The organism is Corynebacterium doosanense CAU 212 = DSM 45436 (assembly GCF_000767055.1).
Classification (GTDB): Bacteria; Actinomycetota; Actinomycetes; order Mycobacteriales; family Mycobacteriaceae; genus Corynebacterium; species Corynebacterium doosanense.
Genome location: NZ_CP006764.1, coordinates 1,489,980 through 1,502,616, shown reverse-complemented (window position 1 = coordinate 1,502,616; position 12,637 = coordinate 1,489,980). Strand labels below are relative to the sequence as shown.

The 12,637-nt window shown below is 67.1% G+C and carries 12 protein-coding genes; 7 read left to right on the top strand and 5 right to left on the bottom strand.

Annotated elements, in window-relative coordinates; all coding sequences use genetic code 11:
* Nucleotides 1-199: 199 nt before the first annotated feature.
* The gene (locus CDOO_RS07390; protein WP_425389133.1) at nt 200-1,156 is read left to right on the top strand and encodes a heme o synthase; all 957 of its coding nucleotides are present in this window, start codon (nt 200-202) and stop codon (nt 1,154-1,156) included.
* Nucleotides 1,157-1,196: 40 nt separating this feature from the next.
* On the opposite strand, the gene CDOO_RS07385 is transcribed toward CDOO_RS07390, so the two are convergent.
* Genes CDOO_RS07385 through mptB form a run of 5 tightly spaced genes read right to left on the bottom strand, consistent with a single transcriptional unit; the run spans nt 1,197 to nt 6,601 of the window.
* The gene (locus tag CDOO_RS07385) at nt 1,197-2,168 is read right to left on the bottom strand and encodes a quinone oxidoreductase family protein (protein WP_026159315.1); all 972 of its coding nucleotides are present in this window, start codon (nt 2,166-2,168) and stop codon (nt 1,197-1,199) included.
* A gap of 25 nt (nt 2,169-2,193) precedes the next feature.
* Nucleotides 2,194-3,189, bottom strand: coding sequence for a COX15/CtaA family protein (locus tag CDOO_RS07380; RefSeq protein ID WP_018021698.1), 996 nt, complete (start codon nt 3,187-3,189; stop codon nt 2,194-2,196).
* A gap of 58 nt (nt 3,190-3,247) precedes the next feature.
* Nucleotides 3,248-4,012, bottom strand: coding sequence for an ABC transporter permease (locus CDOO_RS07375; RefSeq protein ID WP_020384590.1), 765 nt, complete (start codon nt 4,010-4,012; stop codon nt 3,248-3,250).
* Nucleotides 4,013-4,020: 8 nt separating this feature from the next.
* Nucleotides 4,021-4,947 carry an ABC transporter ATP-binding protein gene (locus CDOO_RS07370; protein ID WP_018021696.1) on the bottom strand — a complete coding sequence of 309 codons (927 nt, stop codon included), beginning with the start codon at nt 4,945-4,947 and terminating at the stop codon, nt 4,021-4,023.
* Nucleotides 4,948-4,957: 10 nt separating this feature from the next.
* Nucleotides 4,958-6,601 (bottom strand): polyprenol phosphomannose-dependent alpha 1,6 mannosyltransferase MptB, encoded by a 1,644-nt coding sequence (gene mptB, locus CDOO_RS07365; RefSeq protein ID WP_051064032.1) that lies wholly within the window; start codon nt 6,599-6,601, stop codon nt 4,958-4,960.
* Between the two features lie 103 nt (nt 6,602-6,704).
* Here mptB and CDOO_RS07360 point away from each other — a divergent pair, with 103 nt between their 5' ends.
* From CDOO_RS07360 to sufU, 6 genes are read left to right on the top strand one after another with little or no spacing between them, the layout of a single operon-like run.
* The gene (locus CDOO_RS07360; RefSeq protein ID WP_018021694.1) at nt 6,705-7,496 is read left to right on the top strand and encodes a helix-turn-helix transcriptional regulator; all 792 of its coding nucleotides are present in this window, start codon (nt 6,705-6,707) and stop codon (nt 7,494-7,496) included.
* Nucleotides 7,493-8,938: a Fe-S cluster assembly protein SufB gene (gene sufB / locus CDOO_RS07355; protein WP_018021693.1), complete on the top strand. Its 1,446-nt coding sequence runs from the start codon at nt 7,493-7,495 to the stop codon at nt 8,936-8,938. The genes CDOO_RS07360 and sufB overlap by 4 nt, the downstream gene beginning before the upstream one ends.
* 2 nt (nt 8,939-8,940) lie before the next feature.
* On the top strand, nt 8,941-10,119 hold the full coding sequence (gene sufD / locus CDOO_RS07350) for a Fe-S cluster assembly protein SufD (protein WP_018021692.1): 1,179 nt from the start codon (nt 8,941-8,943) through the stop codon (nt 10,117-10,119).
* Nucleotides 10,120-10,147: 28 nt separating this feature from the next.
* Nucleotides 10,148-10,906 (top strand): Fe-S cluster assembly ATPase SufC, encoded by a 759-nt coding sequence (gene sufC / locus CDOO_RS07345; protein WP_018021691.1) that lies wholly within the window; start codon nt 10,148-10,150, stop codon nt 10,904-10,906.
* A complete protein-coding gene (locus CDOO_RS07340; protein ID WP_018021690.1) occupies nt 10,906-12,183 on the top strand; it encodes a cysteine desulfurase in 1,278 nt (425 codons plus the stop codon). The genes sufC and CDOO_RS07340 overlap by 1 nt, the downstream gene beginning before the upstream one ends.
* Nucleotides 12,184-12,636, top strand: coding sequence for a Fe-S cluster assembly sulfur transfer protein SufU (sufU, locus tag CDOO_RS07335; protein ID WP_018021689.1), 453 nt, complete (start codon nt 12,184-12,186; stop codon nt 12,634-12,636).
* Nucleotide 12,637: the final 1 nt, after the last annotated feature.

Here is a 12,637-nt window from a genome sequence, read left to right as displayed (position 1 = left end):
CATACTAGTGTTTTCTCTGGGCAAAAAAGTCACATCTAAAAAATCGGCCGGGGAACCAATTACCCACCTACCGCGGTGCCTCGGTAGCATGGTGAAAGTTTGCTGGTCTTCCGGCGCACGGGAACTAATCCGTGCCCGTGGCCGACCACTAGTGACAGGGATGCGGTCATAGCCCGGATTACGCCGTCCCTGGTATCCGATGGATCACGCTTTTTCGGGCTCGTTTTTGGAGGAACAACACGTGGAGACCATCAAAGCCTATTTCGCGCTGACCAAGCCGAGGGTCATTGAACTTCTCCTCGTCGCCGCCATTCCGGCCATGCTCCAAGCGGACCGGGGCAGCGTGGACATTCTCCTCATCCTGGGAACGCTCGTGGGCGGCTGGGCCGGCGCGGCAGCGGCCAACACCTTCAACATGGTGGCGGACTACGACATCGACCAGAAGATGGGTCGCACCCGCGCCCGCCCGCTGGTCCGGCACAAGATCACCAAGGGCCGGGCGACCGCCTTCGCCTGGACGCTGCTCGTGCTCAGTGTGCTCTGGCTGTGGCTGGTCATCGGCTCGCCGCTGGCGGCACTGTTCATCCTCATCACCAACGTGTTCTACATCTTCGTCTACACCAAGTGGCTCAAGCGCCGCACCTGGCAGAACGTCATCTGGGGCGGAGCCGCAGGCTGCATGCCGGTGCTCGTGGGCTGGGCGGCCATCCGCGCCCATGCCCCGGAGGGGGAGCCGGGCATGTGGTGGCAGGCCATCATCATGTTCCTCATCATCTTCTTCTGGACCCCGCCGCACACCTGGGCGTTGGCCATGAAGTACCGCGACGACTACGCCAAGGCGGAGGTGCCCATGCTGCCGGTCATCGCCAGCCCGGCGCAGACCACCCGGCAGATCCTCATCTACACCTGGCTGACCGTCGCCGTGTCCCTGCTGCTCATCCCGGCAACGTCCTGGATCTACCTGGCCGGCGCGCTGATCTCCGGTGCGGTGTTCATCGTCATGGCCACCCGCCTACACGGCGACGTGGTCCGCGGCGAGGAGGTCAAGCCCCTCAAGCTGTTCATCCTGTCGAACAACTACCTCGCGGTGCTGTTCCTGGCCCTGTCCATCGACGCGGTGGTCAACTGGCCCACCATCCTCGAGCTGCTGACCTAGGCGAGTCGGCTGCGAGGGAGCGTCGATAAGCGACGCCCTTCTACGTGTTGCTGATCCGCAGGACGATCGAGCCGGTGGTCCGGCGCTCCTGCAGGTCGCGGTGGGCCTGCGCGGCCTCGGCGAGCGGGTAGGAGTCCGACACGCGGATGCTGATCTTTTTCTCCACTAGCGCCTGCGCCACGGCCTGCGCGCGCATGGTGAACTCCTCCGCGTCTGCGGTGTACGCGCCCAGTGAGGGGCGGGTGAGATAGATCGAACCGTGGGTGTTGAGGCGCTGCGGGTCGACCGGATCGACGGGACCCGACGCCGCGCCGAAGAGGCACACCAGGCCGCGCGGGCGGACCGCCTCGAGCGACTCGTCGAAGGTGGCCTGACCCACGCCGTCGTAAACCACGTCGACCCCGCGCCCGCCGTTGCGGCGACGCACCGACTCCGCGAGGCCCTCGGAGTAGCGGAAGACCTCGGAGGCGCCCGCCTGGTAGGCCAGCTCCTCCTTCTCGTCCGACGAGACGACGGAGAAGACCGTGGCCCCCAGCGAGACGGCGAACTGCGTGGCCAGCAGCCCGACACCGCCCGCGCCCGCGGTGATGAGGCAGGTGTCGTCCGCGCCGAGCTGGTAGACGGAGTGGGTGAGATAGTGGGCGGTCATGCCCTGGAGCAGCATGGACGCCGCCTCCTCGTCGCCCACGTCCTGCGGCACGGCGACCACCCGGTCGCGGGCGACGCAGACGAACTCCGCGTAGGAGCCGAACGCGTCACTCCACGCGACCTTGGTGCCCTCGGCGATCTCGCCGCGCGGATCCTCGACGACGCGGCCCACACCCTCCTGGCCGGGGATGAAGGGGAGGGCGGAGTGGTAGACACCCTCGCGGAAGTACGTGTCGATGTAATTGACGCCCGCGACCAGCACCTCGACGAGGAGCTCATCCTCTTTCGGGGTGGGCCGGGTGATGTCCTCGGCGTAGGTGAGGACCTCGGGTCCGCCGTGTCGGGTCACAAGGATGGCTTTCATGCCGTCCACGGTAGCCGAGCGGGGGTTAGACCGTGGCGGACTCGCGCTGGTGAGCGGCGTCGACGGCGATCCGGCGACGGCCGTGCGCCCACAGGAAGGCGGAGAGCGCCACCACGACCGACGACATGGCGATGTGCGCCGGAACCGTCCACCGGGGCACGCCCAGGTGGTACTGCGTGAGGCCGATCGCCCACTGCACCACGATCATGCACAGCAGCACGATGGCGGATTTGCGGGCGTCGGCGGGCACCCGCTTGCGGAAGAGGCCGAACGTGGCCAGTGCGGTGAGCGCCAGGTAGACGTACATGCAGAACGCGTGCACGTAGGTGAGGATCCGGGTGTCCAGCTCGAGGCGGCCATCGAGACCCACCCCATGGTCACCCGGGTGCGGGCCGGAACCGGTGACCATGGTGCCGGTGACCAGCACCGCGCTGAGCGCGATCGCAGCCACGAGCACCGCTCCCCGGATCGCGGGGCTGAACACCCGCAGGGGTTCGGCGTCATCGGGCTCGGCGATGCGCATGTAGAGCAGAGCGGCGATCCACACGAGGATCATCGACGGCAGGAAATGCACCGCCACTGCCCACCAGCGCAGATCGAGCAGGACGGACACGCCGCCGATGACGGCCTGCGCGATGATGCCCAGCCCGGAGAGCCAGGCGTAGAGCTTGAGCTCGGAGCGCCGGTGCGCCTTGTAGATGCTGATGCACAACAGCAGTGCGGCGGCGGCGACCACGAAGGTGAGCAGGCGGTTGCCGAACTCGATGAGCTGCTGGACCAGCGGCGCAGCGCCGGCCACGGGGACGAGCGACCCCTCGTGGCAGTTGGGCCACGTGTCGCAGCCCAGGCCCGACCCGGTGACACGGACGATGGAGCCGGTCACGGTGATGCCGCCCTGGCAGAGCAGCAGCACGAGCGCGAGCGCCCGCTGGGTCTTCAGGGTCGGAACCCAGGCCTTCCAACGGCCCGACCACGTCGGACGGTCGGCGGAGGCGGTTGCGGGGGAGGAGGTAACTGACACGGGGTGAATCCTAACGCGGGGTCGCGGAACATCTGGCAAGCACGGGAGGTGGACTATCTCACGATTCGAAGCGGAACCATTTCACGGCGCCGGCCGACGCGAGCGCCGCGAATCCAGCGAGGATGAGCAGCTGCGCCCAGGGAATGGTCCCCTCGAAGGCCGCGGTGAGCCCGGACGCGAGCGCCACCGAGGGCACGAGGTTCCACCAGCCCGCGTCGGCGAGCCCCTGGGAGTAGACCACCCAGCCGACGACGCTGACGAGGATCAGCCACACCAGGTTCGCCAGCCCGAGCACCAGCTCGGAACTGAGGGTGCCGCCCATGAGCAGACCCAGCGAGGTGAACGCGGCCATGCCCACCAGCAGCGTGAGCAGTCCGAAGGCCACGCCGACGACACCGGTCCGCCAACCGAGGATGAGCGCCAGCGCAGTGAGCACCACGAGCTGAAGCAGCACCATGGTGCCCACCCCGATGACCTTGCCGCCGATGATCGTCGCCGCCGGCACGCCGGAGGCCCCCGATCGTTTGAGGGCGCCGTATCGACGATCGAAGGCCAGCGCGATCGCCTGCCCGGTGAACCCCGAGCTGGTGGCGGCGACCGCGAGGACCATCGGGAAGATTTCGGAGACTCCGGTGTCGTCGCCGAGCACGGGCATGAGGGACGAGACGATGAGCACCGCGACGGGGATCACCAGGTTGAGCAACTGCTGCTCGCCGTGGCGGAGCATGAGCAGGGACTCGATGCGGCCCTGGGCGGCGATCATCTGTCGACGGCTCGCCCGGGCAGGCGCGGGTGTGAAGGTCCCGGGGGCAATGGTGGTCATGAGGGCGGTCAGCTCCTGAGTTCGCGGCCGGTGAGATCGAGAAAGACGTCTTCCAGGTCGCGGCGGGAGACGTCGAGGGAGCGGATGAGCACCTGCTGGGAGGCGGCGAGGTCGGCGACGGCGGCGACCAGGGAGGGCGAGGGGGCGGCGTCGAGAAGATAGGCGCAGTCCCGCACTTCGCTGAGGCCGCTGCGCCCGCCGTCGGTCCAGGCCTGCAGGTCCAGCGGCCGGTCGGTGGTGAAACTCAGCCGGTGGGTATCGCTAGCGGTGAGCTCGGCGGGGGAGCCCTGGGCGACGAGACGCCCGTGATCGATGATGACCACCTTGTCCGCCAGTGACTCCGCCTCGTCCATGAGGTGGGTCGAGAGGATGACGGTCACGCCGTCGTTTCTCAGCGAGGAGATGAGGTCCCACACCATGTGCCGGGACTGCGAGTCCATGCCGGCGGTGGGCTCGTCGAGGAAGACCAGCTCAGGCCGGCCGATGAGCGCGAGGGCGAGGGAGAGTCGCTGCTGCTGCCCGCCGGAGAGGCGTCGAAAAGTGGTCTTTTTCACCCCGCCGAGACCCACCAGGTCAATGAGCCAGTCGGGGTCGTGGGGGTGGGAGTTGTAGGACGCGGCCAGGCGCATCATCTCTGAGACGGTGATGCCGGAGTAGCTGCCGCCGCCCTGCAGCATGATGCCGATGCGGTCGCGGACCTGCTGCGGCCGGGTGGCGGGATCCATGCCCAGGACACGGATGCTGCCGGAGGTGGGCCGGGTGAATCCCTCGCACATCTCGATGGTGGTGGTCTTGCCCGCGCCGTTGGGGCCGAGGAAGGCCAGGACGGTACCGGGATCCACGGTCATGCCCAGCTTGTCGACGGCGCGGGTGCCGCCGAAGTCCTTGCTCACCTCGATCAGTTCGAGCGCGTATCCGTCGAAAGTTGTACTCACGACGCCCAGTCTAAGCCACCACCCGGGCGCGCCGGAGCACCAGCCACCCCAGCCCGATGAGCAGCGCGCCGAAGATGGCCGCGGAGACGTAGATGGTCAGCACGGTGGTGCCGGGAAGCGCCAGCCCGCGGGGGAGAACGAAGACACTCATCGCCGCTGAATAGATCATCACCGCGATCCGGAAGATCGGCCGGTTGGCCCAGGTGGCCAGGGGGAGAATCGCCCACAGCATGTACCACGGGTGCACCACGGGAAAGAGGATGACCAGGATGAACGTGCCCACCCCGAGGCCGCCGACCGGGTGGATCGTGCCGCGGAAGGTGGCAAACAGCATGCGCACGATGAAAGCCACGGCCACCACCACCCCGACGCCGCGGGTGATGATGAGGATCGCCTCGGTGTGGTCGCCGAGGCCCAGCAGCATGCCGATGACCCCGGCGATCACCCCGACGTCCGTGGTCAGGGACATCCAGCTGCGGATGGTCGCTGCGCCGCCCTGGCCGGTGACCCACCCCAGGTCGATGCCCGAGATGAGCGTCACCGCGGCGACGGTGGCCACCAGCCCCACGGTCATGACCAGCGCGGCGCCGAGGACGGAGAGGGTCGGCCCGAGGGCGCGGCCGTGCTCGCGCCGGTTGAGGTGCCGGGCCAGCGCCATGCCCACGAACCCCAGCCCCAGGAAGCCGGTGACCTTCACCATTCCCGCACTGGAGATGAGGGCGATGGACGCGGCGAGCAGAAGAACCCCGCGTGAGCGTTCCGGGCGATCCAGGGCATCCACTCCGCGCAGGCCCAGCTCCATGCCCGCCAGAGCCAGGCCGAGCAGGATCGCCTCATTGTGTATGCCGCCGATGAGGTGCAGCAGCGTCAGGGGGTTGAGCACCCCCAGCCACAGAGCCGTCGGCGGGCGGACGCCGCACCGGCGGGCGAGGTGCACGATCGCCCAGGCGGAGAGCGCGATACCCAGGACACTCACCCCGCGGTGCGCGAGGACCCCGAGCACGATGGACTCCCGGGTCACGTCGTTGATGAGCGCGGAGATCGCCAGCGCCACCGGGCCGTAAGGCGAGGGGGACTGTGCCCAGATGAAGGGGACCGAGCGGGCCAGGTGGTTCTCCGTGCCCAGCAGCTCGACGGGCCCGGCTGAGTAGGGATCCATGCCGTGGGTGACCACGGAACCCTGCGCCAGATAGGAGTAGATGTCCTGGGTGAACAGGGGGGCGGTGAAGAAGATGGGAAGCGACCAGGCCACCAGGGTGCGCAGCAGCTGGGCGACGGTCACCGACGCCGAGCCCACGTAGCGGGACATGAGCAGCCAGGCCAGGACGACCAGGCCCACGCCGATGAGCACGACCGACGAGGAGGTCTGCAGCATGCGGCTCATCACGTCGCCGAGCGGGAAGCCGCCGTAGGGGTTGTTCACCACCGGGAGGGCACCCGCGCCGAGGCCCCCGATGCCGATCATCAGCGCGCCGACCGTGCCCACCCACCGGAGGAGGAGGAAGTGGTGAAAGTCCTGTAGCCGGAGGCCGGGGGCGGCGGGGGAGGCGTCGCGGAGGGACTCGAAGTGGAGTTCGGCTGCGCGGGATCCGGGCCGGCCGAGCCGGGGAAAGTCCGGGATCGATCGCTTGGGCACGGGTCGATGATACGACATGCCGGGTGGGTGGACGCACAGGATGAATTAAGGCACACTAGTGTTGTCTAAAGGCAGCCACAAAGATGTGACGATGACGTGCAGGGACCGGAGGTGAGAAGCAGTGACCGAAGCGAGAGTCACCCGCACCAACGAAGGCGAAACTCGGCAGGACGTACTGGTACTGCTCCTCAAACTGGGGCCCGTCACGGCATCCGATCTTGGTGAGCGTCTCGGCTTTTCGGCCGCGGGTGTCCGCAGACACCTGGACAATCTGGTGAACGACGGGTTGGCGGAGACCACGAGCCGGAAAACCTCCGGCCGGGGTCGCCCCGCCAAACACTTCCGACTCACTGACCGTGGCCGCGCCCATTTCGGGCACGACTACGACAATCTCGCCTCCGCAGCTCTGGACACGCTGCGACAGGTGGGTGGGTCGGAGGCCGTCAGGGAATTCGCCCGGCAACGGGCGGAGTCGGTTCTCCGGGACGTCGCTCCGGCGACGTCCGAGGAGGGGTCGGTGGAAACGACGACCCGCCTCCTCGCGGAGGCCTTCGACCGTGGGGGTTACGCCGCCACGGTCACCAGCGCGGGGGCCGGCATCCAGTTGTGCCAGCACCACTGCCCGGTGGCGTCCGTCGCCGCCGAGCATCCCGAGCTGTGTGAGGTGGAGCATGAGGTGATCGCGTCGAAACTCGGCCATCACGTGCAGCCATTGGCGACCATTATCGACGGGCACGGAATCTGCACGACCAACATTCCGTTGAACCGGAAGCCAGAACCCGGGGCGGACCAGAACTCCCCGGATCACCCGAACCACCCCGGTAGCCCCGGTAGCCCTGAACACTCCGCCGAATCAGCGGAATCAGCGGCACCTGCTCCCACTTGGACCAACAACGAAAGGAGAACCTCATGACCCAGGCAAACACCAAACCAGGTCTTGACGCTCCCATGAGCGACGATGAGATCATCGATTCCATCGGCGCATACAACTACGGCTGGCACGACTCGGACGTCGCCGGCGCGGCAGCACAGCGAGGCCTCTCCGAGGCCGTCGTGCGCAACATCTCCGGGCTCAAGGACGAGTCCGAGTGGATGCTCAACCAGCGCCTCAAGGCGCTGAGCATCTTCGAGAAGAAGCCCATGCCCACGTGGGGCGCGGATCTCTCCGGCATCGACTTCGACACCATCAAGTACTTCGTGCGCTCGACCGAGGGGCAGGCGACCTCCTGGGAGGATCTCCCCGAGGACATCAAGAACACCTACGACAAGCTCGGCATCCCCGAGGCGGAGAAGCAGCGCCTCGTCGCAGGCGTGGCCGCGCAGTACGAGTCCGAGGTCGTCTACCACCAGATCCGCGAGGACCTGGAGGAGAAGGGTGTCATCTTCGTCGACACCGACACCGCCCTCAAGGAGCACGAGGAGCTGTTCAAGGAGTACTTCGGCACCGTCATTCCCGCGGGCGACAACAAGTTCTCCGCGCTGAACACGGCCGTCTGGTCCGGCGGCTCCTTCATCTACGTGCCCAAGGGTGTGCACGTGGACATCCCGCTGCAGGCCTACTTCCGCATCAACACGGAGAACATGGGCCAGTTCGAGCGCACGCTCATCATCGCTGACGAGGGCTCCTACGTGCACTACGTCGAGGGCTGCACCGCGCCGATCTACAAGTCGGACTCGCTGCACTCCGCCGTGGTGGAGATCGTGGTGAAGAAGGACGCCCGCGTCCGCTACACCACCATCCAGAACTGGTCGAACAACGTCTACAACCTCGTGACCAAGCGCGCGAAGGCCGAAGAAGGCGCGACCATGGAGTGGGTCGACGGCAACATCGGCTCCAAGGTCACCATGAAGTACCCGGCGGTGTGGATGACCGGTGAGCACGCCAAGGGTGAGGTTCTCTCCGTCGCCTTCGCCGGCGAGGGCCAGTACCAGGACACCGGCGCCAAGATGACCCACATGGCCCCGCACACGTACTCCAACGTCGTGTCCAAGTCCGTGGCGCGCGCCGGCGGCCGCACCTCCTACCGCGGCCTCGTGCAGATCAACGCCAACGCGCACCACTCGACCTCGAACATCGAGTGCGACGCCCTGCTGGTGGACAACATCTCCCGCTCGGACACCTACCCGTACAACGACATCCGCAATGACCACGTGAGCCTCGGCCACGAGGCCACGGTGTCGAAGGTCTCCGAGGAGCAGCTGTTCTACCTGCAGTCGCGCGGCATCCCCGAGGAAGAGGCCATGGCCATGATCGTGCGCGGCTTCGTCGAGCCCATCGCCAAGGAACTCCCCATGGAGTACGCGCTGGAGCTCAACCGCCTGATCGAACTACAGATGGAAGGGTCGGTCGGATAACTGTGACCACTGCTACCGAAAACAAGACTGTCTCCAACGCCTCCGGCGTGCAGACGAAGGGCGACGCGTTCTCGTCCTTCAACGTCGACGACTTCGACGTTCCCCACGGCCGCTCCGAGGACTGGCGTTTTGTCTCCCTGCGCAAGCTGCGCGGGCTGCACAACGGCGAGTTCGCCGACGCCGTCGCGCAGGACATCCACGTCCGCGCCGAGGAGGGCGTCACCTCGGAGACTGTCGCCAAGGATGACCCGCGCATCGGTCGGGTCGGCGCACCCAACGACCGTGTCGCCGCCCAGGCCTGGACCTCCATGCCGCAGGCGCAGTACGTGGGCATTCCCCGCGACACCAAGCTCGCCGAGCCCGTCACCGTGACCATCTCCGGCAAGGGCTCCGACGTCACCTCCTTCGGCGCCACCACCATCGAGCTGGAGACCGGCGCCGAGGCCATCGTGCACCTGCGCTACGAGGGCTCCGGTACCCACGCGGACAACGTCGAGTTCATCGTCGGCGACAACGCGCGGCTGACGGTCATCGTCGATGCCCAGTGGAACAAGGACGCCGTGCACGTCGGTGCGCAGCGCGCCCAGCTCGGCCGCGATTCCGTGCTCCACCACACCGTGGTCACCTTCGGCGGCGAGGTCGTGCGCATCACGCCCAGCGTGCGTTACACCGAGCAGGGCGGCGACGCCGAGATGCTCGGCCTGTACTTCGCCGACTCCGGCCAGTACATCGAGAACCGCCTGCTCGTGGATCACTCGGTGGCCAACTGCCGCTCCCACGTCCTGTACAAGGGTGCCCTCCAGGCTGATCCCTCGGATCCGCGCAAGGAAGCGCGCACCTGCTGGGTGGGCGACGTGCTCATCCGCGCCGACGCGCAGAACACGGACACCTACGAGACCAACCGCAACCTCGTGCTCTCCGAGAACGCCCGCGCGGACGCCATCCCCAACCTCGAAATCGAGACGGGCGAGATCGCCGGTGCCGGCCACGCCGCCACCGTGGGGCGTTTCGACGACGAGCACATGTTCTACCTGCAGTCGCGCGGTATCCCCGAGGAGAGCGCCCGCCGGATGATCATCCGCGGCTTCTTCACCGAGGTCATCAACAAGATTCCCGCCGAGTTCATCCGCGAGGACCTGGAGAAGCGAGTGAGCGAAGAGCTCACCCAGCTGCCGTCCTAGCACCCCTATCTGTAGAAGGAATAAACGTATGTCCACTCTTGAAATCAAGAACCTCCACGCCCAGGTGCTCCCGTCCGCGGAGGGCGCCGAGCCCATCCAGATCCTCAAGGGCGTCAACCTCACCATTAACTCCGGCGAGACCCACGCCATCATGGGCCCCAACGGCTCCGGCAAGTCCACCCTCGCCTACACCCTCTCGGGCCACCCGAAGTACGAGGTCACCGAGGGTGAGGTGCTTCTCGACGGCGTGAACCTGCTCGATCTGGAGATCGACGAGCGCGCCCGCGAGGGCCTCTTCCTGGCCATGCAGTACCCCACCGAGGTTCCGGGCGTCTCCTCGTCCAACTTCATGCGCACCGCCGTCGGCCATGTCCGCGGCGAGGCTCCGGCCCTGCGCGACTGGGTCAAGGAGGTCAACGCTGCCCGCGAGGCGCTCGACATCGACAAGTCCTTCGGCGAGCGCTCCGTCAACGAGGGTTTCTCCGGCGGCGAGAAGAAGCGCCACGAGATCATGCAGCTCGGCCTGCTCAAGCCCAAGTTCGCCGTCCTCGACGAGACCGACTCCGGCCTCGACGTCGACGCGCTGCGCATCGTGTCCGAGGGTGTCAACCGTTTCCAGGAGGAGACCGAGGGCGGCATCCTGCTGATCACGCACTACAAGCGCATCCTCAACTACGTCAAGCCGGATTACGTGCACGTGTTCTCCAACGGTCACATCGTCAAGACCGGTGGCGCGGAGCTCGCCGACGCCCTCGAGGCCGACGGTTACGAGCAGTTCATCGCCTAATGACTGCTCCCACCTCCACGTACACCAACCCCGACGGGACGCTCAAGCTGAGCGCCATCCGCGCCGAATTCCCCATCCTCGGTCGCACCGTGCGCGACGATCAGCCGCTGGTCTTTCTCGACTCCGGGGCGACCTCGCAGCGGCCCGAGAAGGTCTGGCGTGCGGAGGAGAGGTTCGTCCTGGGGACGAACGCCCCCGTGCACCGCGGCTCCTACCAGCTGGCGGAGGAGGCGACGGACGCCTACGAGAGCGCCCGCGCCAACATCGCCGACTTCGTCGGTGCCGAGGGCGAGGAGATCAGCTTCACCAAGAACGCCACAGAGGCGCTCAACCTCGTCGCCTACACGCTGGGCGACGACCGGGCCGGCCAGTGGCAGGTCACCGAGGGTGACACCGTCGTGGTCACCGAGCTCGAACACCACGCCAACCTCGTGCCCTGGCAGGAACTCTGCCGCCGCACGGGCGCGACCCTGAAGTGGTACTCCATGACCGAGGACGGCCGCGTCGACCTGGACTCCCTGGAGCTCGACGACACGGTCAAGGTCGTGGCCTTCACCCAGCAGTCAAACGTCACCGGAGACATCCCGGACGTGGCGGAGATCGTGCGCCGCGCCCAGGCCGTGGGGGCGTTGACCGTCCTCGACGCCTGCCAGTCGGTGCCGCACCAGCCGGTCAACTTCCACGCGCTGGGTGTGGACTTCGCCGCGTTCTCCGGCCACAAGATGCTCGGCCCCAGCGGCGTCGGCGTGCTCTACGGACGTCGGGAGCTGCTCGACAGCCTGCCGCCGTTCCTCACCGGCGGATCCATGATCGAGGTCGTGCGGATGGAGTCCTCCACCTACGCCCCGGCACCGCAGCGTTTCGAGGCCGGCACGCAGATGACCAGCCAGGTCGTCGGCCTGGGCGCCGCGGTGGACTTCCTCCGGGAGGTCGGCATGGAACACATCATGCGCCACGAGCACATGCTCACCGAGTATGCGCTGGAGCAGATGCAGCAGATTCCGGGCGTACGCATCGTCGGTCCGACCACCGCCGAGCGCAGGGGAGGGGCCGTCTCCTTCACCGTCGACGGCCTGCACCCCCATGACCTGGGGCAGCTGCTCGATTCGCGCGGCGTGGCCGTGCGCACCGGGCATCACTGTGCCTGGCCCGCGCACCGCGCGCTGGACGCCCAGTCCACCGCCCGCGCGAGCTTCTACCTGTACAACTCCCGCGAGGAGATCGACGCCCTCACGGCGGCGATCGACCACGCGCAGACCTTCTTCGGGGTGAAGTAGATGAACATGGAGGGCATGTACCAGGAGGTCATCCTGGACCACTACAAGAACCCCAAGAACGCCGGGCTGCGTGATCCCTTCGACGCCGAGGTGCATCACGTCAACCCGTCCTGCGGCGACGAGCAGACCCTCCGGGTGAAGCTCTCGGACGACGGCCGGGTGGTCGAGGACATTTCCTACGACGCCGACGGCTGCTCCATCTCCCAGGCCTCCACCTCGGTGATGACCGAGGAGATCGTCGGCCTGCCGGTGGCGGAGGCGATGGAGAAACTCGCCGAGTTCGAGAAGATGGTCACCTCCCGTGGCCAGATCGAGGGCGACGTCGAGCTCATCGGCGACGGCGTCGCCTTCGGCGGCGTGTCCAAGTTCCCCGCCCGCGTCAAATGCGCACTGCTGGGGTGGAAGGCCTTCCAGGCCGCCACCTCGGACGCGCTCAACAACAAGGAGCAGTAAC

Excerpts from the sequence above, each read along its gene's own strand:
- sufC (WP_018021691.1), top strand. The coding sequence starts at position 10,148 with ATGTCCACTCTTGAAATCAAGAACCTCCACGCCCAGGTGCTCCCGTCC.
- CDOO_RS07375 (WP_020384590.1), bottom strand. The coding sequence starts at position 4,012 with ATGACCACCATTGCCCCCGGGACCTTCACACCCGCGCCTGCCCGGGCG.
- sufU (WP_018021689.1), top strand. The coding sequence starts at position 12,184 with ATGAACATGGAGGGCATGTACCAGGAGGTCATCCTGGACCACTACAAG.
- mptB (WP_051064032.1), bottom strand. The coding sequence starts at position 6,601 with ATGTCGTATCATCGACCCGTGCCCAAGCGATCGATCCCGGACTTTCCC.
- CDOO_RS07390 (WP_425389133.1), top strand. The coding sequence starts at position 200 with ATGGATCACGCTTTTTCGGGCTCGTTTTTGGAGGAACAACACGTGGAG.
- CDOO_RS07340 (WP_018021690.1), top strand. The coding sequence starts at position 10,906 with ATGACTGCTCCCACCTCCACGTACACCAACCCCGACGGGACGCTCAAG.
- CDOO_RS07385 (WP_026159315.1), bottom strand. The coding sequence starts at position 2,168 with ATGAAAGCCATCCTTGTGACCCGACACGGCGGACCCGAGGTCCTCACC.
- sufB (WP_018021693.1), top strand. The coding sequence starts at position 7,493 with ATGACCCAGGCAAACACCAAACCAGGTCTTGACGCTCCCATGAGCGAC.